The following is a 24,228-nucleotide window of genomic DNA, read 5'->3' on the forward strand; positions in this document are numbered from 1 at the left end:
GTCCCGGAAGGCGACCGAGGACGGGCCCCGGGACGAGCACCAGAACGGGCGCCGGGACGGGCGCCAGGACACGGGCGCCGGTCAGCTCCGGGGCGGTCCGGCCGCCAGGCGCTCGCCCGCTCCGGCCAGCTCTCCGATCGGGGTGCGGGGCGCCCCTGCCGCGGCGGCCAGGAGCTCCAGTACCTGATCGATCCGCCGGTAGCCGGACGCGTGGTCCCAGAGGTCGGTGTTCAGCTCCACCATCGCGGACAGTCCGGACGGGCGCAGCAGCCCGTGGAAGGCCATGTCGTAGCGGGCCGTGCCATGGGAGACGAAGCGGTACTCGCAGTCCAGGCCGGCGAGTCGGGCCGGTATCCAGGACTCCAGCTGCAGTTCGCAGGTGACCTGGTAGACCGGGTGCATCCCGGCGACCCGGCGGGGCTGGACGGTCTGGACGATGTCGGCGAACGGCGCCTGCTGATGCTCGTAGGCACGCAGCACGGCGGCGCTCACCCGCCGCACCAGCTCGTCGAAGCGGGGGTTGCCGGAGAGGTCCAGCCGGACCGGGACCACGTTGAGGAAGCAGCCGATGAGCTGCTCGGCCCCGCGGTGTGTGCGGTTGGCCGTGGGAATGCCGAGCACGATGTCGCTCTGGCCGCTCAGCCGGTGCAGCACGACCGCGACCGCGGCGCAGAACACGGTGAACGGGGTGGTCCGGCCGGCGGCGGCCAGCTCGCGGAGTGTGCCGGCCGCGGCCGTGGAGGCGGGCCGCTCCAGGAACTCGCCGCGGAACCTCGCCCTGTCGCCGCGGGGACGGTCGGTGGGCAGCCGCAGCGTCGGCACGCCGGCCAGCTCGCGGGCCCAGAACCGGCGCAGCCGATCGCCCTCGGGACCGTCCAGGAGCTGCTGCTCGGCGCGGGCCAGGGTGGCGAAGTCGACCGCGTGAGGGGGCAGGACCGGCTCCCGGCCGGCGGCCCTGGCTCCGTAGGCGGTGCTCAGATCCCGCATCAGCAGGGTCATCGACACCTCGTCGGTGACCAGGTGGTGGAAGAGCAGCTGGGCCTGGTGGCGCTCCGCGCCCAGCCGGACGATCCGGGCCCGCAGCAACGGGCCGCGGGTGATGTCGAATCCGGTGTACGCGATCTCCTGCTCCAGCCGCTCCAGCTCCGCGTCGCGCGCGGCGGTGTCGAGGCCGCCGAGGTCGAGCACCGGCACATCGATCCCGGTGTGCGGCTGGATCCGCTGCACCGGGCGGCCGTCCACCTCGACGAACGTTCCGCGCAGGCCCGGCTGGTGCGCCACCACGTCGTTCAGCGCGACGGTGAACGCCTCCGGCCGCAGTGGTCCTGTCAGGTCCAGGATCAGCGGGATGGTGTGGGTGAGCGAGCCGGGGTCGGCCTGCTCGGCCAGCCACAACTGGCGCTGGCCGGACAGCAGGGGCACGTCCACCGCGGTCTCGGGCCCGTCCGTCCCAGGGGTGAGGGCGCGCGGCGCACCGGACGGTACGGTGCTCGCAGCGGCGTCGGCGTCGGCGTCGGCGTCCGCCTCGATGTCGTCGGGCAGTGCGGCGACGAGTTCGAGCATGCCGTCCAGCTCCGGATGGGCCACGCGCAGATGGGCGGTCAGCTCGGCCGGGGTGGGATGCTCGAACAGCGCCCGCACCCGGACCCGCACGCCGAGCGCCTCCTGGGTCTCGGCCACGAGGCGGGTGGCCAGCAGCGAGTGTCCGCCGCAGGCGAAGAAGTCGTCGTCCGGGGCGAGCCCGGGTTGTTCCAGGACCTGTGCCCAGACCTCGGTGACCAGCTCCAGCAGCCGGTCCGTGCCCGCCACCGTGCGGGTGTCCGGCGGGGCGGCGTCCGGGGCGGGTGCCGGCGGTCCGGTCACGATCTCCAGCCGGCCCCGCGTGTCCCGGCGGGCGGTGAGCCCGGTGGGGGCCCCGGCCAGGAGCAGTGCGGCGGGCTGGTGCGCCGACAGGCCGGGCTCCACTTCCAGGTCCTCGGCGCGGGCCCCGGTCAGCCCGGTCAGCACCGGCCAGCACTCCGGCCCGGCTGAGCGGTCCAGCAGCAGGGTGACCGGCGTGCCGTCGGGCAGCTCCACCCGCAGCTCCTCGGCCGTCTCGGCGCTCACCGGCGCCGATCCCACCGGTACGGTGCCGACCGGGCCCGCGCCCACCGGCGCCGTTCCCATCGCCACCGCGTCCGTCGCCACCGCGTCCATCGCCACCGTGCCGACCGGTACCGCGTCCGGTGTGTTCAGCTCCAGCTCGGACACCCGCAGTCCGGGCCGCTCCAGCCACTGCCGCAGGACTCCGGCGTAGTCGTCCAGCAGCGCGCCGATCCCGGCCGCGGTGTAGAGGTCGCTGTCGTACTCCAGCCACAGGCGCACCTGTTCGTCGCCGAGTTCGATCTCGGCGACGGTGTCGAACCGGCCGCGTCCGCGTTCGACATCCAGCACCCGCACCGGCCGTCCGCCCAGGCTCAGCTCGCCGACCGCGTCCACCCGGGGCAGGAACAGGTGCTGGATCAGGGGGGTCCGGTCGGTCGGGCGTGGGGCGGCCACCGCCCGCACGATCCGGTTGAACGGCAGCCGTACGTGTTCGATCGCCGACGCCACCCCGGCCGAGCACCGGGACACCGCCGCGGCCAGGTCGGGCCCGCCGCCGAGGTCCAGTCGCAGCGGGACGGTGTTGGAGAGCTGCCCGACCAGCGACTCCAGCTGGGGGGCGCCGCGGTTCGCCGCGAGCACGCCGAACATCAGGTCCTCGCGGCCGGTGGAACGGGAGATCAGCGCCGCCCAGCCGGCCAGGCACAGCGCGTACGGCGAGCAGCGCAGGGTCCGCGCCGTGCGGCGCAGGGCGGGACCGTCGATCCCCGGCACGACGAACTCCGTGCGCAGGCCGACCCCGCGCCGATGACGACGGCGCGGCCGGTCCGCCCGTACGTCCAGGCTGGTCGGCGCGGATCGCAGGGTCTCCCGCCACCACGCGGTGTCGGCGTCCTGGACGGCGGGGAGCAGCGCCTCGTGCTCCCACCGGACGAAGTCGCCGTACTGCAACTCGGGTCCGGGCACCGGTGAAGGGTTCCCGGCCAGCGCGGCGTCGTAGTCCGCGGCCAGTTCCGCCAGCAGCAGCCGGACCGCGGTGGCGTCGGCGAAGATGTGGTGCACGGCCAGCGCGAGGACGTCCTCGCCGGCCGGGCCGCCGCCGTGCAGCAGCAGGAACGCGATCCCGCACCCGGCCGCGGGATCGATCCCGGTGCCGGCGAACCGGGCCAGCTCACGGTCCCGGTCCCGGTCCGTGTCCTCGACCCGGTCAGGGGCGGGGAGGACGGTCTCGGTCACCGGCAGCGGCTCCGGCACCGGGAGCACCACCTGGCCCGGCTGCCCGCCGTACAGCCGCACGGCGGTGCGCAGGATCTCGTGCCGGGACAGCAGCGCGCGGACCGCGGCGCGCAGGGCGACCGGATCCAGCCGGCCCGGCACCGCCAGTGCCACGCACTCGGTCAGCGGGGCCTGCTCGGCGGCCGAACCGTCGGAGGACCAGAAGTGCTCCTGGATGACCGCGAGCGGCATGAAGTCTTCGTAGTCTCTCATGGAGATACGGTAACTCAGCATGCAGACAGTGCCCAGTAGGGTCGCGGAGCGGAGGCGTCGTTCACCAGTACTACATGGCGGCTCTTTTGGACGGTTCATTTCAGGACACGTCTGCTGAGCCGAGGGACAGATCGAGCCAGAATCCCCGAAGCCACCGCTCAACAGCGTGTCGGTGTGCGGAAGTTGGCGCTGTCGGCGCGTCGGCGTACCCACCGCACCCAGCGCCGTCCGATGTCACATCGGTATCGCGACCTGCGCGTTCCTCGGCGAACGACCTCACCGGACGCGCGCCCTCGGCGGGCTGGCTTTGAGGTGCAGACTGGCTTTGAGGTGCAGACTGGCTGTGCGGTGCAGACTGACTGTACGGTGATGCCCGTCCGCAGTTGTGGTGTGTCGTCACAAGACTCGCAGCCGACGCACGCGCGTGCGCCCACACAGCGGAGTACAAGCGTCTCCACCGAAATCCTATAGAGGAGCCATTGGGCATGACCTCAACCAACTCGTCATCCGGGACCGGACCCACCCGGGCCGAGAGCACCACTGGGGTCTCTCCCACGCCACCGCCGGGTCCCTCCGGCACCACGAAGTCCCCCGGCACCACGAAATCCCCCGCCGGCACCGCGACACCCCCCGCCGGTGGCGGCGACGGCGGTCCCCGGCGCTCGGTCCTCTTCCGCAACCGGGACTTCCGTCTGGTCTGGGGCGGCGAGTCGATCAGCCTGCTGGGCAGCGAGATCAGTGTGGTCGCGCTGCCGTCGCTGGCGGTCATCGGGTTCGACGAGGGCGCGGTCGGCGTCGGTCTGCTGATCGCCCTTCAGTGGCTCCCGTTCGTCTTACTCGCGCCGGTGATGGGAGTGTTCACCGACCGGATGAACCGGCGGACGATGATGCAGGTCGCCAACGCGGCCCGGTTCGTCATCCTCCTCTCCCTGCCACTGGCCTGGACGCTGGACGGGCTGACGATCGGTCACCTGTATGTGGCCGCGGTGCTCAAGGGCGTCTTCGACGTCGTCTTCCAACTCGCCTACCAGGCGTACCTGCCGCAACTGCTGCCACGCGAGGACCTGGTGGACGGCAACGCCAAGACCCAGCTGAGCCGGTCGGTCGCGCTCATCTTCGGGCGCAGCGCGGGCGGTGGCCTGGTCGGCCTGCTCGGGGCCGCGCGGTCGATCACCGTCGACGCCTTCTCCTATCTGCTGGCCGGGATCACCCTGATGTTCGTGCGGTTCCGCGAGCCGGAGCCGCAGACCCACTCGCGCGGTCTGCGCGCCACGCTGACGGACCTGCGCGGCGGTGTGACGATGACCTTCGGCAACCGGCTGCTGCGGTATCTGACGCTGATGGCCACCTTCGGCAACACGGCCGTGTCCATGGTGCTCGCCATGATCATCGTGTTCGGGTACGAGGATCTCGACCTGAGCGCCGCGGAGGTCGGACTGACCCTCGGGATCGGCGGCGCGCCGGTCGTGATCGGCGCGCTCCTGTCCCGGCGGATCAACGAGAGCCTGGGAATCGGCCGCACGCTGCTGCTGACCCACTCGATGCTGGTGGTGGCGTTCGCGCTGCTGCCCCTGGCACAGCTCGGCAACACCGCGTTCGCCGTCACCGTACTGATCGTCTCGCAGGGCATCTCGTCCTTCACCACGCCGGTCGGGAACGTCGGGGTCATGACCCTGATCCAGAAGGCCACCCCCCCGCAGGCGATGGGCCGGGTCGGCGGGGCCTCCCTTCCGCTCGTCTGGGGCGCCAACGCGGCGGGCCCGCTGCTGGGCAGCGCGGTGGCCGTGACGATCAGCAATGTCGCCGCCTTCTACCTGGCCGCCGCACTGGCCGTGGTCGCCGTGCTCTGGGTGGTGCTGGGCGCGGTTCCCCGGCTGGTCGACGACGTCCCGGAGGACATGCGCGTGGTCGTCGACTGACCCGGCCGCCGGCCGGACCACCCTGCGCTGCCCTCCCCGCACGAGCACCCGCCGCCGATCCGCCCGCACCGGGCCGGTCGGCGGCACTCCGCACCGTGACCAGAGAGGACTACATGATCAGCGAGCAGGACGCCCCGGCCGGCCGGGAAGCCGGCGCGGACACGACCCTGGTCTCCAGGATCGAGGATTTCGCCCGTACCACCCCGCAGGCGCCTGCCGTCCGGCACGGCGACCTGGAACTGACGTACCAGGAGCTGAACCGGCAGGCCGACCGACTCGCCCGGCGGCTGGCCGGAGTGGGAGTGCGGCGCGGGGACATGATCGCCATGTACCTGGGCCGCTCGGTCGAGTGGGTGGTCGGCATGGCGGGCTGCCTGAAGGCCGGCGGCGTCTGTATGCCGCTGGACCCGGCCGTCCCGGCGGAGCGGTTCAGCCGGGCGATCGGCGCCGGACGCCCCACCGCCGTGGTGACCGCCGCCCCCGGCCGGAGCACCGGCACCCCCCTTCCGCCCGTTCCCGAGGGGCTGCCCGTACTGACCCTCGACGCCGGTGTCCCGGCCGGAGACGACCCGCCCGGCCCGCGCGCCGCGGACGGCCCGCCCGGTCCGCGTCCGGCGCCGCGCCGGGAGGAACTCGCCTACGCCATGTACACCTCGGGCTCCTCCGGGGAGGCCAAGATCGTGCTGGCGCAGCACTCCTGGCTGGCCCTCAGCGCCGCCCGCAGCGCCACGATCAACGCCACCACCGCCGCCGACCGGGGCTCCTGGCTGGGCGCGGCCGGCGCCGGGATCGCGCTGCACGAGGTCGGCGGTCTGCTCTGGCAGGGCGCGCACATCGTGATCGGTGACCACGACGTGATCGCCTCTCCGCCCGCTCTGCGGGACTGGCTGCTGGCCGAGCGGATCACTCAGAGCTTTGTGATCACTCCGGTCGGGGAGGTGCTGCAGAACCTGCCCTGGCCGCGCGACTGCGCCCTGCGGCTGCTCACCCTGGGCGGTGACCGGCTGAACCGGTGGGGACCGGCGGACCTGCCGTTCGAGGTCGCCGTCTCCTACGGCAGCCTGGAGGCGTTCCAGATCACCAACTCCTGCCACCCCTGGCCCGAGCGGTGCACCCCCGCCACGGCCACCGACGCCGACCGTGCCGCCGCTCCGCCGGTGGGCCGCCCGATCGACGGGGTCACCGTCCATCTGCTGGAGGACGACGGGCTGACGCACGTCGACGGCGGCATCGGGGAGGTGTGGATCGACTCGGACTGCCTGAGCCTGGGTTATCTGGGGGATCCGGCGCAGACCGCGGACCGGTTCCGGCCCAACCGGTTCGGCGCTCCGGGCAGCCGGATCTACCGCTCCGGTGACGCCGGGCGGTTCCGCCCCGACGGCATCCTGGAGCACCACGGCCGGATCGACGACATCGTGAAGATCCGCGGCCACCGGGTGGAGCTGGGCGATGTCGAGTGGGTGCTCGGCGAGCACCCGGACGTCCGGCAGGTGGCCGTGGTGGCGACCATGGACGGCGACCAGCGCCGGCTGGTGGCCTGTTTCGTCGGAGAGCGGGAGGTCTCACCGCTGGAGCTGCGCAACCATGTGGTGGAGCGGTTGCCGGACTGGATGATTCCGGTCGCCTATGTGCAGCTGGCCGAGCTGCCGGTGAACACCTCCGACAAGATCGATCGCCGCCGGCTGCCACCGGCGGACTGGACCCGGGGGCGCCCGGCGCGCGCCTGGCGGGCGCCCGCCCCCGGGGCGGAGACCCAACTGGCCCGGCTCTTCGCCGACCTGCTGCGGGTGGGCCGGGTCGGCGCGGACGACCACTTTCTGGAACTCGGCGGGGACTCCCTGCTGCTGGCGCAGTTGCAGGGGCGGATCGAGCAGGAGCTCGGCGCCCGCGTCGAGATGACCGACCTGGTGAGCGACCCGACCATCAGCACCCTGGCCCGGCTGATCCCGGCGGCCACCGCCACCGGCGCCGGAGCGCCCGCACTCCCCCCGATCACGCCCCGGCGGCGCTGAGCACCGCCCGCGCGACCACACAGGACTCCGCGGACCACGGATCCGCGGACCGGCATGGAGGCAGGCATGACCACCGAGGCCGCAGACGCGATCGACCGGCTGGTGACCGCGTTCGACCACCACGACCCCGCGTACACCCCGGGGACCGCGCAGCGCGTGAACAGAGAGATCCGGGAACGGGGGGTGACCTGGTCGCCCGCCTACGGCGGGATCTGGATCCTGTCCCGGTACGCCGACGTGCGCGCCGCCCTGGCGGACTGGCGGACCTTCAGCTCGGCCCGGGGTGTGCACTTCCCTCGGGCCGAGGGGATGCCGATGTTCTCGCCCATCGACCACGACCCGCCGCGCCAGCGCGAGATACGTGACCGGATGGCCGACCCGGTGACCCGGGAGGCGGTCCACGGACTGGAACCGGAACTGCGGCGGATCGCCGCCCGTCTGCTCGCACCGGTGGTCGGGCGCGGATACGGGGATCTGATGGCCGAAGTCGCCGAGCCGTTCGCGATCGAGGTGCTGGGGGTGGCCTTCGGGCTCTCCGAGACCTGCCGCGGCCGGATCCGCGAGGCGACGCGGACGATGTGGACGTACATCTCCAGCGACCGGGACGCGAGCAAGTTCTGGCCGGCGTTCCACGCCCTGCTCGCCGACGAGATCGAGCGGGTGCGGCGCGAGCCGGACGGCAGCTATATCGCCCGGCTGGCGGCGATGCGGCAGGACGGGCGACCGCTGCCGGACGAGGAGCTGTACTCGATCATCGTCAGCTTCTGTGTCGCCGGGCACGACAACACGATGAACTCGATCACCCGTCTGGTGCACACCCTGGCCGGGGATCCCGTCCTTCAGCTGCGGCTGCGCCGCGAACCCGCGCTGCGCCCGGCCGTCGCCGAGGAAGCGCTGCGCCGCTGGTGCCCGACCGACCGGTTCACCCGGATCACCACGCGCGAGGTCACCGTCGCCGGCACCGTCATCCCGGCCGGTGCCCGGGTGGTGCTGCTGTTCGACGCGGCCAACCGGGACCCGGAGAAGTTCCCCGACCCGGACCGCTTCGACCCCGACCGCGGGAACTCCCACCAGCACCTCGGTTTCGGGCACGGCATCCACCACTGCATGGGCCTGCATCTGGCCAGGGCCGAGTTCGCCGCGGTGCTCGACGAACTGGCCGGACTGCCGGTGTTCGACCTGGAGGAGCCCAGTGAGCTGCATTTCGAGAACGGCCGGCATGTGATGTTCGACCGGGTGTCGGTGCGGTTCCGCACCGGGGAGGAGCACTGAGATGACCGCCGAGACGACCACCGGCAGCGCGGGCGTGCCCGGCCCCGCCGCCGAACCGGACACGGCGTACGCCCCGGCCGCCGGGCCGGCGGTACCGCCGCCCACCCTGCTCATCGATCTGGCGACCGGTCTGTGGCGGGCGCAGACCCTGACCGCCGCGATCGAGACCGGAGTCTTCGAATCCCTGGCCGCGGGCACGGCCGACGCCCCCGGACTGGCCGCCCGGCTCGGCATCGGCGAGCGTCCGGCCGAGATCCTGCTGACCGCGTGCACCGCGCTGGGGCTGCTGGAGCAGGAGGACGGGCGCTACCGCAACGGCGCCGTGGCCGATCACTACCTGGTGCCCGGCCGGCCCGACTACTTCGGCGGCTATGTGCGGATGGTGGCCCAGTACACCGCGCCCGGGTGGCTGCGCGCGACCGACGCGGTGCGCACCGACGCGCCCAGCAAACCGGTGCCCGACCCGGACCGGAACATGTTCGAGGAGGGCAACCGTCCGCAGGCCTTCTGGGACGGGCTCTACGCGTTCTCCACCCTCACCGCCCGCCGGATGGCCGGGGCGCTGGACCTGTCCGGCGTACACCGGATCCTCGATGTCGGCGGAGGAGCGGGGGCCACGCTGATCGAGCTGTGCCGGCGGCACCCGCATCTGAACGGAACCGTGCTGGATCTGCCGCATGTGTGCGAGCTGGCGCGGAAGCGGATCGACTCCGCCGGGCTGTCCGGACGGATCGACACCGCGGCGGCCGACTTCTTCGCCGACCCGCTGCCGTCCGGGCACGACGCCGTACTGCTGTCGATGATCATGCACGACTGGGACGAGACCCAGAACCGGCGGATCCTCGCCGCCTGTCTGGACGCGCTGCCCGCGGGCGGCACCGTGCTGATCAGTGAGCTGCTGGTCGCGGACGACAAGTCCGGTCCGGTGGACGCGGCCCTGATGAGCATGAACATGCTGGTGGGCACCTGGGGGCGGAACTACACCGCGGCCGAGTACGCCGGCTGGCTGCGCGACGCCGGCTGCGTCCGGGTGCGCACGGTCCGGTTCGACGCGCCGGGAGCCAACGGAGTGGTGATCGGGGAGAAGGCATGATGAACCCGGAGCAGCGACGCTGGTTCCTGCGCGAGCCGTCCCCCGACGCCCGGATGCTCCTGCTGTGCATGCCCTACTCCGGGTGCGGCGCGTCCATGTACCGGGCCTGGCCGGCCACGATCGGCGAGGCCGAGGTGGTCCCGCTGCAACTGCCCTGGCGCGAGAACCGGATCCGTGAGCCGCACTTCGGCACCTACCAGGAGCTGGCCGGGGCCCTGCTGGACGATGTCGGGGAGCTGCTCACCGCGCGCCCGTACGCGCTGTTCGGGCACTGCGGAGGCGCACTGCCGGCGTTCGAGACGGTGATCCAGATCGCGAAGCGCGGGCTGCCGGCGCCGCGGAGGTACTTCGTGTCCAGTCAGGTGGCGCCGCAGGACGGTCCCTGGGGGCGCTTCCTCGGTCTGAGCGAGCGGGAACTGCGCGACGAGATCGCCGGACTGCTGACCGCGATGGGCGCCGCCGCCTCGGCCGGCGAGCTGGTCGATCTGTTCATCGAGGTGATGGAGGCCGACCTGGAGGCCAACCGGCAGTACTACTACGGTCAGGCCGGCTCCGTGCCCTGCCCGATCACCGCACTGGGCTGGAGCGACGACGTCGAGGTGCCGCACAACCTGATGGGTGGCTGGCAGGCCTGGGCGGCCACGGAGAAGAAGGTCCTGCCGGGCACGCACTACAGCTTCCTGGACGCGCCGCCCGAGCTGATCGGGGTGCTGGCGGACCGGCTCCGCACCGGCTCCCAGCCCCGGGAGCCGGAACCGGCGGGCTGAGCGGATCGCCCGCGTCCGGACGGCCCGCGTCCGGACGAACGGCGGTGCGAACGAACGGCGATGCGAACGAACGGGACCCCGGCACCTCGGTGCCGGGGTCGTCTCGTCGTCCGCTCGTCCGCGCGCCGGATCAGTTCAGTACGACGGGCAACGGCGCGGCCGTGCCGGCGGGTGTGCCGGCCGGACCGGGCCGGCCGTGCCGGAGCGTGGCCGGGGCGCCCAACCGCGCCGCCTCGACGGACACGATCCGGTAGATCGTGGCGGCGGTGGAGTGGCTGAGCATGCCGCGCACCCCGTGCAGCTGGACGCACAACCGGGCCGCGGCCAGGGCGTGTTCGGTGGCGGCGGCCAGCAGCCGGGCGGCCGGGCCCGTGCAGTCCTGGTGCCGGTCGTGCCGCCAGGCCGCCTCGTGCAGCAGCAGCCGCCATCCGTCGGCCAGCCCGACCAGGCGGGCCAGCCGGTGCGCCACGGTCTGCAGTTCGGCGAGCGGCTTCCCGTACTGCTGTCTGCGCCGCACATGCCGCGTCGCCGTCCCGAGCGCGCGGTCCGCCAGGCCGATCAGCAGCGCGGCCTGGCGGATACGGGCCGCGTCCAGCGCCCGGACCCGCCGCTCGCGCGAGACCACCACCTCGTACACCGGTGTGCCGGTGAAGGACAGCGACAGCGCGGGCTGGCCGAGGTGTTCGGAGGTGACGCCGGTGCATCCGGCGGCGCCGGTGTCGACCAGGAACCATCCGGTCGCGCCTGCCTCGGTGCTCGCGCGGGCCAGCACCAGCCGGAGGGCGGGCACCGGCAGCGGCCCGGCCTCGCCCCACAGCAGGCCACCCCGCTCCCGCAGCGCGCCCACCGTCCCGGTGACACCCACGCCGGCCGCGTGGCCGGTGCCGGTGATGATCGCGGCCAGCGCGTCCTCCGGCACATCGGCGGGTTCGAGCAGATCGAGCACGAGCATGGTCTCCCGGTGGCCGGGCAGGGGCTGCAGGGCGTACCCCAGTCGCTGGGAGACGGTGACATCCGCGCTCAGCCCGAGCCCGAATCCGCCCAGTTCCTCGGGCATCCCCAGCTCGGGCACGCCGAGCGCGGCAAGCGCCTGGTACAGGTCACCGGTCGAGGTCAGCGCGGTGTCCACCGCGGCGGCCAGCCGTTCCTGTACCGGGTCGTCGCGCAGATCCATGTCTCAGCCGCCTTCCGGTATGTCGATCAGCCGAGCACCGGCCACGATGTCGAGCAGCACCTCGGAGGCGCCGCCGGAGATGCCCATCCCCGGCGCCTCGCGGTGGGCGGCCTCCAGCGCGGCCCACCCCCGGTCGGGTCCGACCGCCGGTTCACCGAGGTCGAACCGCGGCAGCACCAGGTCCAGACCGAGCAGGTCGTACCCCAGCCAGGCCACCTCCTGCGCGGTCTCGCTGCAGTGCCACTTGGCCAGCGAGGCCAGGGCGATGTCCGGCTCGTCGTCCTGAAGCCGCTGCAGGGCCCGGCAGGTCAGCAGCCGACTGGCGTCGACCCGGGTGCGGGCCCGGTCCAGCGCCGCGCACTCGTGCGGTTGGAGCTCCCGCCCGCCGCGCACCAGCCGCTCCGCGATCATGTCGAGCCAGTACCGGGCGCGCACGTAGTAGTCCAGCCCGCTGCGCTCCGCCGAGAACATCCGGGTGATCAGTCCCCAGCCCTGGCCGACACCGCCCACGATCGCCTCGTCGGGCAGCCGCACCCCGGTGATCCGGACGTCGTGGAACTGCTCGTTCGCCAGGCTGGGGAGCGGGCGCACGGTCACCCCCGGCGCGTCCAGCGGCACCAGGAACAGGGAGAGCGCCTCGTACCTGCTGGTGTCCGGACCACCGGTGCGGGCCACACACAGCGCGACATCGGCGTAGGCGCTCTTGAGGTTGTAGATCTTGCGCCCCTCCAGGACCCACTCCTGTCCGTCCCGGCTCGCCGTGGTGGTGATTCCGGCCAGGTCCGAGCCATGGTCGGGCTCGGTGAACAGGATGCACGCGGCCAGTTCGCCACGGGCCAGTGCGGGCAGCAGCTCACGCCGCTGTTTCTCGGTGCCGCCTGCCAGGATCAGCGAACCGAAAATCTGCACGGAGATGTAGTACAGGCTCTGGGGGATCCCGTGGCGCACCATCCGCTCCAGCAGCACGACGGTCGCGGTGAAGTCCGCGTCCCGCCCGCCGAGATGCCCCGGCCAGGCCGGAGCCAGGATGCCGTGTTCGCCGAGCCGCCGGTAGAGCGGGCGGACATCGCCGTCCATCCCGTCGGCCCGCGCGGAGACCTCACGGACCAGCGACTGGATCTCGGAAGAGTTCATCAGACGGTCGATCTCGCGTTCGAACTGGCTCGTCTGCAGTGGGATCTCGAAGTCCATCTGGGCACTGTCCCAACGTCGACTACGAAGTATCTGTTGACTCTTGAGCGTCTCTCGCAGAAAGACTGTATATCATCTGTAGTGAATTGCACGCTGACTGGGAGGACAGTGGCATGCGTCAACAGAGCGAGTTGCTTCGTCGACTGCGCCAGCTCCCCGGGGGGCGCCGGGAAGAGCTGCTTGCCCGGCTTGAGGGAGTCTCCTCGGGAATCCGATCGGCCCCGCTGTCGTACCGGCAGGAGCAGCTCTGGCTGTTCGACCGGTTCGCTCCCAGCAGCCTGGCCTACGGCCTCGGCTTCGCCTTCCCGATCGAGGGCCGGCTCGACTCCGACGCGCTGCGCGCGGCCCTGGGCGACCTGCTGGAGCGGTACACGGTGCTGCGCTCGACCTTCCCGGACGAGGACACACGGGGCACCCAGCAGGTGCAGCCGGTGCCCGAGGTGCGGCTGGAGGTGGAGGACGTCCCCGACGGGCGGCTGCGTCCGCGCGCGGACGAGGTGGTGCAGGGTGAGCTGCGCCGCGGACTGGACCTCAACACCGGCCCGATGGTCCGTTTCCGGCTGCTGCGGGCCACCGCGGAACAGCATCTGCTGGTGCTGAGCACCCACTACATCGTGCTGGACCCGCGCTCGGCGCGGGTGCTCCAGCGCGATCTGGCCTTCGCGTACCGCGCCCGGGTGGGCGGCGCGGCGCCGTCGTGGCCGCGGGAGCCGGTCGACTTCGGCAGCTACGCGGGATGGCAGCGGGACTGGAGCACCCAGGACGCCGCCCGCGAGGCCGCCGACCACTGGCGTGACGCCCTGGCCGGCTGGGAGGGCACCGAGCTGCCCCCGGACGCCCCCCGCGCGCGCCTGCTCGACCTGAGCAGCGATGTGGTCCGGGTGCCCATGCCCCCGGAACTGGCCGCCGCGGCCGACACCCTGGCGGGAACGGACGTCCTGGCGGGAACGGACACCGAACGCGACGATGTCCTGCTGGCCGCGTTCCTGGTCGTGATCGCCCGGCACACCGCCCGGGGCGATCTCACGGTCGGATTGCCGCTCGACGTCACCGGCCCCTTCGACGCCGACCGGCTGGTCGGCGACTGCGGCAATCTGATGCCGCTGCGGGTGGAACTGGACGAGGCGGACAGCTTCACCGCCGTGGTGGCGCGGGTGCGCGCCGCCCGGCAGGCCGGTGCCGAGCACGCCACTCTGCCGTTCAAGCTGATCCTGGACGCGCTCGGCGTGGAGCCCGATGCCGGCCGGCTGCCCCTGGTGCAGATCGGCTTCGCCACCGTCGGAGAGCCGGCCGAGCCGATCGGAGCGGACGGAGCGTTCGGAGCGGACGGGCCGGACGGTTCACCCGGGGCGGACGGGGCGGACAAGGCGGACGGGGTCCGGATCGGCTGCGAGCAGATCGACGCCGGCGCCGGTACGTTCGAGCTGGCCCTAGAGGTCGGCGGCGGGGAGCGGCCCACCCTGGCGGTCCGGTTCGCCACCTCGCTCTACCGCCGTTCCACGGCCGCCCGCCTCCTGGACCGCTATCTGCGAACCCTGGGCGCGCTGTGCGAGCTGCCGGACCGGCCACTGGGCGACACACCGCTGGGCACCCCGCAGGAGCGCGCGGACGTGCTGGAGCGCTGGAACGCGCCGATCGGTGAGCCGCTCGACACCCCGCTGCACGAGCTGTTCGCCGACGTCGTCGCGGCGGACCCCGACCGCACCGCGCTGGTCTGGCAGGACGGCACTCTGAGTTACCGCGGGCTGGATCTCTGGTCCCGGCGGATCGCCGGCGGGCTGGTGGCCGCCGGTGTCGGCCTCGGCGACCTGGTGCCGGTGGTGATGGAGCGGGGCCCGGCCCTGATCGCCGCCGTACTCGGTGTGCTGCGCGCCGGGGGCGCCTACGTCCCGGTGGACGCCGGCCAGCCGGACGAGCGGCTGGCGATGATCCTCCAGGACACCGGGGCCCGGACGGTCGTGGTCTCCCCGGGCACCGCCGACCGGGTGCCGCAGCCACTGCGGCTGGTCGTCGGCACCGGCCCGGAGGACGGCGCGGACGGGACACCGGACGGGCCGGACGCGGGTCACGTGGACACCCCGGGTCACATGGACACCCCGGTCGCCGTGCCGCCCGCCTCGGCCGCGTACGTGATCTACACCTCCGGCTCCAGCGGCCGGCCCAAGGGCGTGGTGGTCGAGCACCGCAACGCCGCCAACTTCGTCCGTACCGTGCGCGAGATGTTCGATCTCTCCCCGAACGACCGGGTCCTGCACTTCGCCTCGCCCGGCTTCGACGTCTCGGTGTTCGAGATCTTCGGCACGCTGCTCAACGGCGCCGTCCTGTACGTGCTCCACGAGGACCAGCGGCGTTCGGTGGACGCCCTCGACGCGGTGCTGCGCGAGCAGCGGATCACCGTGATCGACCTGCCGCCGGCGGTCATGGACCTGCTCGCCCCGGAGGGTTACCCCGACCTGCGGGTGGCGTTCGTGGGAGGCGAGGCGTTCACCGGGGAGCTGACCACCCGGTGGGCCCGTGGCCGCGGGTTCTGGAACGGCTACGGCCCGACCGAGACCACGGTGACCGTCGTGGCCAAGAAGTGCGAGGGCGAGTGGACCTCCTCGCCGCCGATCGGCCGGGCGATGGCCAACCACCGCGCCTATGTGGTGGACGGCGCCGGGGTGGGCGTGCTCCCGCCCGGCGCGATCGGTGAACTGGCCATCGCCGGGCTGGGTGTGGCCCGCGGATACCTCGGCCGGCCCGACCTGACCGCCGACCGGTTCCGGCCGGACCCGGACGGTCCGCCCGGCTCGCGCCGCTATCTCACCGGTGACCTGTCGGTCTGGAACGAGGCCGGGGACCTGTGCTTCGTCGGCAGGGCCGACCGGCAGGTGAAGGTCCGCGGCGTGCGGATCGAGCTGGGCGAGGTGGAGGCCGCGCTCCAGGCCGTGGACGGTGTCGCCCAGGCGGTGGCCGAGGTGGCCACCGACCCGCGCTCCGGCGCCCTGCTGATGGCGTACGTGGTGCCCGAGCGCCCGGGTGAGCTGCATCTGGACACGGTCCGCTCCGCGGTCGCCGGCCGGCTGCCGTCCGCCATGGTCCCCTCGGTGCTGGTGCCGCTGGAGTCGGTCCCGCTCACCCCGAGCGGGAAGATCGACCGGCGCAAGCTGCCCGCCGTGGAGTTCGCGCAGGTCGACGAGGTGACCGAGGCCGACGAGGAGAACAGCACGCCCGTCGAACGCACCATGCGCGAGGAGGTGTTCGCCCCGCTCCTGGGTGCCCGGATCGGCAACGACGTGAACTTCTTCGCGGCCGGCGGCACCAGTCTGCAGGCGATCCAGCTGTCTTCCCGGGTGAACGCGGTGTTCGGGGTCTCGCTGCCGATCGCCGACTTCTTCGCCACCCCCACGGTGTCCGGTCTGGCCGCGCTCGTCGCCACGGCGGCCTCGGGCCAGGGAGCCCGGCGGGACGCGCTGGCCGAGGCCCTGGAGCTGGTGGAGGGGCGCAGCGACGCGGAGATCGCCGAGCTGGCCGCCGAGCTGGACAAGGAAGGGGCCCGATGAGCACGGGCGCCCCCATGAAGGCGGCCACGGACACCGGGGCCACGGACACCGGGGCCACGGACACCGGGGCCACGGACACCGGGGCCGCGGACACCGGGGCCGCGGACATCGGGCCGGTGAGCTTCACCGCGGATTCGCGCTGGGTGCGCCGGGTGCCCCGGGAGGACGCCCGGATGCGGCTGATCTGTCTGCCGTTCGCCGGCGGTGGCGCCTCCGTGTACCAGCGGATGGCGGCGCTGCTGCCGTCCTGGGTGGAGGTCCTGGCCGTGCAGTACCCGGGGCGCGAGGACCGGTCCCGGGAGGATCCGCCGACCAGCGTCGCCGGGCTGGTCACGGCCTGCGCCATCGCCCTGCGGCCGTACACCACCATGCCGTACGCGCTGTACGGACACTGCGCCGGCGCTCTGCTGGCCTTCGAGATCGCGCACGCGATGGGCCGGCGGTTCGGGGTCTGGCCGCGGCGGCTGATCGTCGGTGAGCAGCCCGCCCCGCAGGCCCCGCCGCCGGACGAGCCCCTGCATCTGCTGCCGGACGAGAGGCTGCTGGCCACCGTGGGTGAGCGCGGCGGACTGCCCGAGGCGGTGGCCCGCAACGCGCAGCTGCTGGAGTTCCTGCTGCCGTTGCTGCGCGGCGACTTCGCGCTCTGGGAGAACTACCGGCACCTGCCGCGTCCCCCGCTGCCGGTCCCGATCACCACCGTCCGCGGTCTGACCGGCTCGGTGGACGAGACGGCCCTGGCCGGCTGGGCGGAGCAGACCAGCGCCGGTCGCACCGCCCTGAGCGTCGAGGGCGGTCACTACTTCGTCGTCGGACTGACCGCGGCGGCGGCCGGCCGGATAGGCGGCGTGCTGTCCGCCGGACCGCGGACCGCCCCGGACGGAAGGACACCCGCGTGAGCACCGTCTCCGCCACCACCACCGGCGCCGCTGCCACCACCGCCGCCACCCGGATCCCCCCGGAGGCCATCGCCCGGATCGCGGCCGGCGCGGCGGGTGTCCAGGACGCCGCCGCCGTGTACGACCGCCGGCTGCGCTCCCCCGGCTCGCGGCGGGCGGCGCCCGGGACGGGCACCGGCGGCGTCCCGGCCGGCACCGCTGTCCCGGCCGACCGGCCGGCGCTGGTCCACGGGCCGGAACCGGTGCTGCCGCCGGACGCGGTGGCGACCCTGCCGCAGGCGCTGGCACGGGCCGCGCGGGTGGCCCCCGGCCGCGGCACCACCTATCTGCTGCCGGACGGCGGCACCGACCGGCAGACCTACGCCGAGCTGTACGACGAGGCCCGCCGGATGCTGGGCGGGCTGCGCGGGCACGGTCTGGCCGCGGGCGACTCCGTCCTGCTGCAGTGCGCCGACAGCCGGACCTTCGTCACCGCCTGGTGGGCGTGCGTACTGGGCGGATTCCTGCCCACCCCGGTGGCCCCGGCGCCGGAGTACGCCACCGACAACGCCGGCGTGCGCAAGCTCGCCTCGGCCTGGGAACTGCTGGACCGCCCGCCGGTGATCGCCGATCCCGGGCTCCTCGACGGGGTGCGCTCGCTGGCCGCCCGGCTGCCCGGCGGCGAGGCGCTGCGCGTACTGGACGCCGGCACGCTGCTCGCCCCGGAGCCCGCCGACTGGTCGGTCCCCGACCCGGACGAGCTGATCGTCAATCTGCTCACCTCCGGCAGCACCGGTACACCCAAGTGCGTGCAGCACCGCCATCACACCATCGTCGCCCGGACCTACGCGGCGATCGCCGCGAACGGCTTCACCGAGCACGAGGTCTCGCTGAACTGGATGCCGCTGGACCATGTGGGCGGCATGATCATGTTCAACCTCCGGGACGTGTTCCTCACCTGCGAGCACGTCAATGTGCGGACCGAGTCGGTGATCCGCCGGCCGCTGCTGTGGCTGGACTGCCTGGACCGGTTCCGGGCCACCTCCACCTGGGCGCCGAACTTCGCGTTCTCGCTGGTGTGCCGGCATGCCGAGGAGATCACCGCGGGGGGCTGGGACCTGCGCGCCCTGACCAATGTCTGCAACGCCGGCGAGGCCGTGGTCGCCCGTACCGCCCGTCGCTTCCTGGAGCTGCTCGCCCCGCACGGGCTCCCGGCCGACGCCATGGTGCCCTGCTGGGGGATGTCGGAGACCTCCTCCGGGGTGACCTACGCCCGTATGCGCCTCGACGACCCGTCGGCCGGCGTCATCGCGCTGGATCCCGCCTCGCTGGACGGCGGGCTGCGCGAACTGCCGGCGGGCACGCCCGGCGCGGTGGTGGTGACCGAGGTCGGCGCGCCGGTGCCCGGGGTGGCGCTGCGGATCGTGGACCAGGAAGGGAGCGTGCTGCCCGAGGGCCGCGTCGGCCGGCTGCACGTGTCCGGCCGTACGGTGCAGAACGGGTACGCGCGCAACGAGCGGGCCAACCGGGAGAGTTTCACCGCCGACGGCTGGTTCGACACCGGGGATCTGGGATTCCTGCGCGACGGCCGGCTGTTCCTGACCGGCCGTCGGAAGAACATGGTGATCGTCAACGGGGCCAACTTCCCGGCGCACGAGATCGAGGCCGTGGTGGAGCAGGTCCCGGGCGTGCGGCCGGCCTCCTCGGCGGTGGCCGGGGTGCCGGACGAGGACACCGGTACGGACGCCCTGGTGGTCTTCTTCGTGCCCGACACCGATGACGTGCCCGCCCTGGTGGACGCCATCCGTACCGCGCTCGCCCGCGATCTGGCCCTGCGCCCGACCTATCTGGTGCCGGTGACGGCGCGGGAGTTCCCCCGGCAGAACGGCGGGAAGGTGCAGCGCGAGCGGCTGCTGGAGGGCTGGCGCGACGGACGGTTCGACGACCGCTGCTACGGCCGGGAGGCGGACGGCGATGCCGCGGGCACCGCGTCCGGCGACGGGACGGATATCACGGCGCTGGCGGTCGGCTGGGAGCCTGCCGGGACGGCGCTGCGGCCGAGACCGGCCGGGCCCCTGGTGGCGTGTGTCCACGGTCCCATGGCCGGCTGGCTGGACGGGGTGGCCGACGCCCTGGTCCCGGCCGGCACCGACCCGGCGCGGCTCGCCCAGGACTTGGAGCGGGCCCTGGAACAGGCCGGCGGGCAGGTCCCGGACGGCCGGGCCGGGGAGGACGGCGGCGCTGTGCCGCAGGTGCTGTTCGTGGCCACCGGCGATCCCGCGGCGGCGCCCGCCGACGGGGACACCGGTGTGCTGGCGGCGTTCCTCGCCGTGGCCTCGGCGCTGGCCCGGGTCCGGCCCGGCGCCGAGCTCACCGTACTGACCCGGGGCGCCGCGCAGGCCGCCCCGGGCGACCGGGTGGTACCGGGCCGGGCGGGGCTGACCGCGCTGGTACGGACCGCTCGCTCGGAGCGTCTGGCCGCCCGCACCGCGCTGATCGACGCCCCCGCCGACGCCGGGGAGGACGAACTGGCCGCGCTGGCCGGCCTGCGGCACGACGGCGACGTGGTCGCCGTACGCGACGGCGCCCCGCTTCAGCAGCGGCTGCGCGCGGTGCCGCTGCCGGAGGCGTTCGACGTACCCGCCGATGTGCTGCCCCGCGGCGGCACCTGTCTGCTGACCGGCGGCGTCGGCGGCCTGGGGCGGACCGTGGCCGAGTATCTGGTGGTCGCGCACGGTGCCAGGCTGCTGATCGTCGGACGGACCCCGGAGGCACGGCTGGACGCCGAGGCGAGGGAGGCGCTGGAGATCCTCGCCGCGGTCGGCGAGGTCCGCTACCGCCAGGCCGATGTCGCCGACGCGGACGCGCTGGCCCGCGAGGTGGCCGACGCCGAGGAGTCCTGGGGGCGCGGGCTGGACCTGGTGGTGCACCTGGCCGGGGCCCCGGTCGCGGCGCAGTGGGAGCGGCTGTCCGAACACGAGCTGCGGGCCGAGTCCGCGGACTGGCTGGACCGGATGCTGCGGCCCAAGGCCGGTGGCTGCGCGGCCGTGGACCGGCTGCTGGCGGCCCGGCCGGACACCGCGGTGATTCTGTTCTCGTCGGTGAACGGGATGTTCGGCGGCACCGGCTTCGGGGCCTACGCCGCCGCCAACGCGGTGCTGGACGGCTGGGCCGCGCGCTGGGCGGCGACCGGCAGGCGGGCGCAGAGTCTGGCGTGGAGCATGTGGGACGGGCCGGGGATGAACCAGGGCAGCCCGCTGGTGGCGGCCGCCCGTCACCGCGGGCTGGGCCTGATCGATCCGGCCCGGGGCACGGTGGCGTTGCTCGGTGCCCTGCACACCGGGGCGGTGCATCTGCTGATCGGCGCGGATCCCGCGAACGAGCAGATCAAACCGTTCCTGGCGGCCGACCAGCTGCGCGGCGGGACGATCGCGGTGGCGGTGGTGCCCCGGCCCGGCGAGGACCCGCGGCGGGTCAGGGCCGCGGTGGCGGCCCGGCTGGCCGGTCAGGGGATCTTCGCCCGGGTGGCGGTGACCTCCCGGATAGAGCGCGACCGCGGTGGCGTCCCCGACCCGGCGGCGGTGCTGGCCGCCCTCGGCTCGGGGGGCGCCGGCTATGTGGCGCCCGAGGGCAGGCTGGAGGAGCTGGTGGCCGGGGCCGCGGCGGATGTGCTGGGGGTGTCCCAGGTGGGCCGGGACGACTCGTTCTTCAGTCTGGGATGCGACTCGGTACGGGCGGTGCAGCTCGCCGAGGCGCTCAGTGAGCGTCTCGGCGGCCGGGTCTCCGTGGGCTCGCTCTACGAGTCACCGACGGTGCGCTCGCTGGCGGTCAGCATCACGCCCTGACCGCCGGGCGCGGCCGGACGGGATGCCGTGACCCGTGGAACGGCAGGTCACGCCTCGGCACCGCGGGAGTCCTCGCGGGAACGCGCGAATCGATCGTAGGAATCGTGGGAATCGTCAAACGCAGCGACGACGCCGGAGACACTTCGTGTCGTCGCTGCGTACACCACCGGCGGCGGAGGCTCCGCCTCCGCACCGCCGTCGCGCTCTAGCCCCGCGCCCGACGGGAGTCGCCGGGCTTTGTCGTCTCCTCCAGATGCCCCATACGACGGAGTCTGTCCACCCATGACTGTGCGGTGTAGCGGGGCACGCCGTAGTGCCGGGCCACTTTTCCTACGCTGCCGGTTTCGAGGAACACGCCCTTGACCTCGTCCGCGTCGGGCATCTTGCGGTACGGGCGCTCGCTCTGTGCTTCGACCACGGGAGTCGTCGCTGCACGCTTAAGACTCTCCGCCTCATCCCTGGAGTGGGCAGGGGCCTGGGAAGGGGTCCGGGAAGCGACCCCGCTTACCGCTCGGGCCAGCATCTCGAAGTCGATGTCGAGTGCGGCTCGCGGAGGGATGCCGCCTTCCTCGGAGGCACGAACAATCAGCTCAACTATCCGCGGCGTACCATCAGCACTGCGCTGCATCACCGCGGTGATCGTCGCCGGCGCCTCGTCGACGCTTCCATCGGACGCTTCGACAGTAATCGTCCATTTCATGTGACACCCACATTCATGAGCTCTTGGGATGGCCCCTCGCGCGCGACGAGAGTGAGCATCCCCCGTGAAGGCCACACGCAAGAACAACCCTCACGCCTGCCACTTGCGAGTTGCTCTGAAGTGTCCACTGCTCTCATCGACTATGGTAGCAAACACCAAACAAGAATCCAGCCACACTGCGTCACACACCCCGCGTAGATTCGGTCCCTGATGTAGCATTCTGTCTGAGTACACCTGGATCCGAAGATCCAACACCCCGAAGCACGTCAGCACCACGACTGCGGTCGGAGGTGTCCCTGAACAGCCCGGCCACGCTCCGGTTTCCCGAGACCCGAAGAGCCGGCGCGAACGACCCGCGCCGGAGGGATCAGCCACCCGCGGCCACCCCTGACCACTCGACACGGTGGCCGAAAGATTGTGCTCCGAGGCTTGGAATCGGGCCCGCGAAGCCGTTGTCTCCTTGGCCTGTTCGTAGTGAGCCATCAATGAACTGACCGAGAAGAGTCGTCGGCGACACGCGGCGCCGTAACGTGCCTGCCGTCGAACGGCGATGTCGCCGCGAGCGACGCGGCCGGACCCCTCGGGTGCCCGGACCCCTCGGGTGCGACGCGGACCGGCCCTCTCCCGACGCCAGGTCTCCCCCCGCCGTCCCAACCGCCCCACCGGCGACAGGAGTTCCTGTCCGGGATCCCGCGACGGGTGACAAGGGACCGTCCTGGTCTTGTCAGGGTCTCGGCTGTTCGAGGCGCGGGCCTCAGCCGCTCCGCCGACGGCGCGCGCCGGGGCGGGAGGTGTACGGCGCGGGCGTGCGGCACAGATGCGCGCCCGCCGAGTGCTGCCGTCCGCCGGGACACCACACTTTCGGTACCTCCCCCCTTCCCCGTCGACGCCGAGATGCTGAGGACTCGCCTCTTGCGCCATGTCCATGCCGGGTTGGGCTTCCCACCGGCGCGTCCGTGGTGAAGCGAGGCGTTTGCGCTGTCGGCCCGTAGAGCTGACAGCCCGTCATCCCACCAGGCCACGGCCTCGGGTCGTGGGTACCGGAAGGATTCCACATGACCAAGACGAAGAGGAAGCTGCTCGGCGCGGTCGGCGCGGCCATCACTGTTCTGGCGGTTCTGGGCGCCGGCCCGGCGCAGGGCGCACCGGGCGGGGACAAGGACAAGAAGCCCGTCCGCGCGACCGCGCCGAAGGGCGACGGTCCGGCCCCGGACCACGCGGCCGGTGTCCGCGCCGTGGCGCCGTCGCCCGGCGTGACATCGGCGCTGACGACGATCCAGAAGCGGATCGCCGACCATGTGGCCACGCACGGAACCCGGTACACGTTCGCCAGTTACGTGGATCCCGCCAGCGGGAGGATCGTTCTCGAAACCGACGCCCCGGCCCGCCTCGTGTCCGCGCTGACGGATCTGTCCGGCGCCGGGGCCGCCCAGAGCCAGGCCGCCGCCCAGCTCCAGCTCCGCCCCGGGACCACGACCGACACCTTCCACCGACGCGACGACTCACCGCCGTTCTACGGAGGCGGCGGCCTCGCGGCCGAGGGCCTCCTGTGCTCCTCCGGCTACGCCGTGCAGAGATCCGGCACCAGATTCATGACCACCGCGGGCCACTGCTTCAACAACGGCGCCACCGTCGCGACCGAGTCCGGCGCGAGAACGTACGGCACCGTCTCCGACCGGCGTCTGCCCCCGGTCTCCAATGACGCCGCGGACATGGAACTCATGAGCGGGCAGTCCTACGCGGGCCGCGTCTTCACCGGCGGCGTCACCAGCGACACCAGCATCCCGGTGGTCTCGGCCGGCGGAGCCGTCGTCGGTTTCAACAACTACTGCCACAGCGGACGCACCACCGGGGAGCAGTGCGGCCACACGGCGACCAGTATCACCGCGCAGGTGTGTACCTCGACGGGCTGCAAGTCGCCCGTCATCGCCTACACCGGCGGCACCCTCCAGCAGGGCGGTGACTCCGGCGGCGCCTTCTACGCCAAGGACAGCACCGGTGCCTATATCCGCGGTCATGTGATCGCGGGCAACAGCACCACGGGCTATATCGAGCCGTGGACCGTGGTGGCCGCCATGCTGGGCGTCGCCATCGTGACGGGCTGACCCGTTCGGCCGGGCCGACCCGCCGGCCCGGCCGACCCGGCCGCCCGTGCCCCCGGCCCGGCCGGTCCGCGTTCCCGGCCGGTCGTCGACGGCGACGGGGACGGGGACGGAGAAGATCTTGCCGGGGCCGGGAACAAAACCCTCCCGGCCGGAATCCAATTGC

The 24,228-nt window shown here is 73.1% G+C and carries 13 protein-coding genes; 9 read left to right on the plus strand and 4 right to left on the minus strand.

Annotated elements, in window-relative coordinates; genetic code table 11:
• Nucleotides 1-81 precede the first annotated feature (81 nt).
• Nucleotides 82-3,570, minus strand: coding sequence for a condensation domain-containing protein (locus ACWGDX_RS04060; RefSeq protein ID WP_453622003.1), 3,489 nt, complete (start codon nt 3,568-3,570; stop codon nt 82-84).
• Between the two features lie 485 nt (nt 3,571-4,055).
• On the opposite strand from ACWGDX_RS04060, the gene ACWGDX_RS04065 reads away from it, so the two are divergent.
• The 5 genes from ACWGDX_RS04065 (at nt 4,056) to ACWGDX_RS04085 (ending at nt 10,633) form a co-directional block, all read left to right on the plus strand.
• A complete protein-coding gene (locus tag ACWGDX_RS04065; RefSeq protein ID WP_453622005.1) occupies nt 4,056-5,489 on the plus strand; it encodes an MFS transporter in 1,434 nt (477 codons plus the stop codon).
• A 95-nt stretch (nt 5,490-5,584) separates the two neighbouring features.
• Nucleotides 5,585-7,501, plus strand: coding sequence for a non-ribosomal peptide synthetase (locus ACWGDX_RS04070; RefSeq protein WP_453622007.1), 1,917 nt, complete (start codon nt 5,585-5,587; stop codon nt 7,499-7,501).
• A 66-nt stretch (nt 7,502-7,567) separates the two neighbouring features.
• Nucleotides 7,568-8,773, plus strand: a complete 1,206-nt coding sequence (locus ACWGDX_RS04075; RefSeq protein WP_453622008.1) for a cytochrome P450 — start codon at nt 7,568-7,570, stop codon at nt 8,771-8,773.
• Between the two features lies 1 nt (nt 8,774).
• Nucleotides 8,775-9,866, plus strand: a complete 1,092-nt coding sequence (locus ACWGDX_RS04080) for a methyltransferase (RefSeq protein WP_453622010.1) — start codon at nt 8,775-8,777, stop codon at nt 9,864-9,866.
• Complete coding sequence (locus ACWGDX_RS04085; RefSeq protein ID WP_453622012.1) at nt 9,863-10,633, plus strand: thioesterase II family protein; 771 nt, start codon at nt 9,863-9,865, stop codon at nt 10,631-10,633. The genes ACWGDX_RS04080 and ACWGDX_RS04085 overlap by 4 nt, the downstream gene beginning before the upstream one ends.
• A 130-nt stretch (nt 10,634-10,763) precedes the next feature.
• Here the strand turns inward: ACWGDX_RS04085 and ACWGDX_RS04090 are convergent, their stop codons facing one another.
• On the minus strand, nt 10,764-11,807 hold the full coding sequence (locus ACWGDX_RS04090) for an acyl-CoA dehydrogenase family protein (protein WP_453622014.1): 1,044 nt from the start codon (nt 11,805-11,807) through the stop codon (nt 10,764-10,766).
• A gap of 3 nt (nt 11,808-11,810) precedes the next feature.
• Nucleotides 11,811-12,998, minus strand: coding sequence for an acyl-CoA dehydrogenase family protein (locus tag ACWGDX_RS04095; RefSeq protein ID WP_453622016.1), 1,188 nt, complete (start codon nt 12,996-12,998; stop codon nt 11,811-11,813).
• 113 nt (nt 12,999-13,111) lie between these two features.
• Here ACWGDX_RS04095 and ACWGDX_RS04100 point away from each other — a divergent pair, with 113 nt between their 5' ends.
• From ACWGDX_RS04100 to ACWGDX_RS04110, 3 genes are read left to right on the plus strand one after another with little or no spacing between them, the layout of a single operon-like run.
• Nucleotides 13,112-16,540 carry a non-ribosomal peptide synthetase gene (locus ACWGDX_RS04100; RefSeq protein WP_453622018.1) on the plus strand — a complete coding sequence of 1,143 codons (3,429 nt, stop codon included), beginning with the start codon at nt 13,112-13,114 and terminating at the stop codon, nt 16,538-16,540.
• On the plus strand, nt 16,537-17,436 hold the full coding sequence (locus ACWGDX_RS04105; protein ID WP_453622020.1) for a thioesterase II family protein: 900 nt from the start codon (nt 16,537-16,539) through the stop codon (nt 17,434-17,436). Before ACWGDX_RS04100 ends, ACWGDX_RS04105 begins: the two co-directional genes overlap by 4 nt.
• Nucleotides 17,433-21,260: an SDR family NAD(P)-dependent oxidoreductase gene (locus ACWGDX_RS04110; protein ID WP_453622022.1), complete on the plus strand. Its 3,828-nt coding sequence runs from the start codon at nt 17,433-17,435 to the stop codon at nt 21,258-21,260. The genes ACWGDX_RS04105 and ACWGDX_RS04110 overlap by 4 nt, the downstream gene beginning before the upstream one ends.
• 205 nt (nt 21,261-21,465) lie before the next feature.
• Here the strand turns inward: ACWGDX_RS04110 and ACWGDX_RS04115 are convergent, their stop codons facing one another.
• Nucleotides 21,466-21,960: a hypothetical protein gene (locus ACWGDX_RS04115; protein WP_453622024.1), complete on the minus strand. Its 495-nt coding sequence runs from the start codon at nt 21,958-21,960 to the stop codon at nt 21,466-21,468.
• Between the two features lie 1,055 nt (nt 21,961-23,015).
• Between ACWGDX_RS04115 and ACWGDX_RS04120 the strand changes: the two genes are divergently transcribed.
• Nucleotides 23,016-24,065, plus strand: coding sequence for a hypothetical protein (locus ACWGDX_RS04120; RefSeq protein WP_453622026.1), 1,050 nt, complete (start codon nt 23,016-23,018; stop codon nt 24,063-24,065).
• Nucleotides 24,066-24,228 lie beyond the last annotated feature (163 nt).

Source organism: Streptomyces sp. NPDC055025 (genome assembly GCF_053608565.1).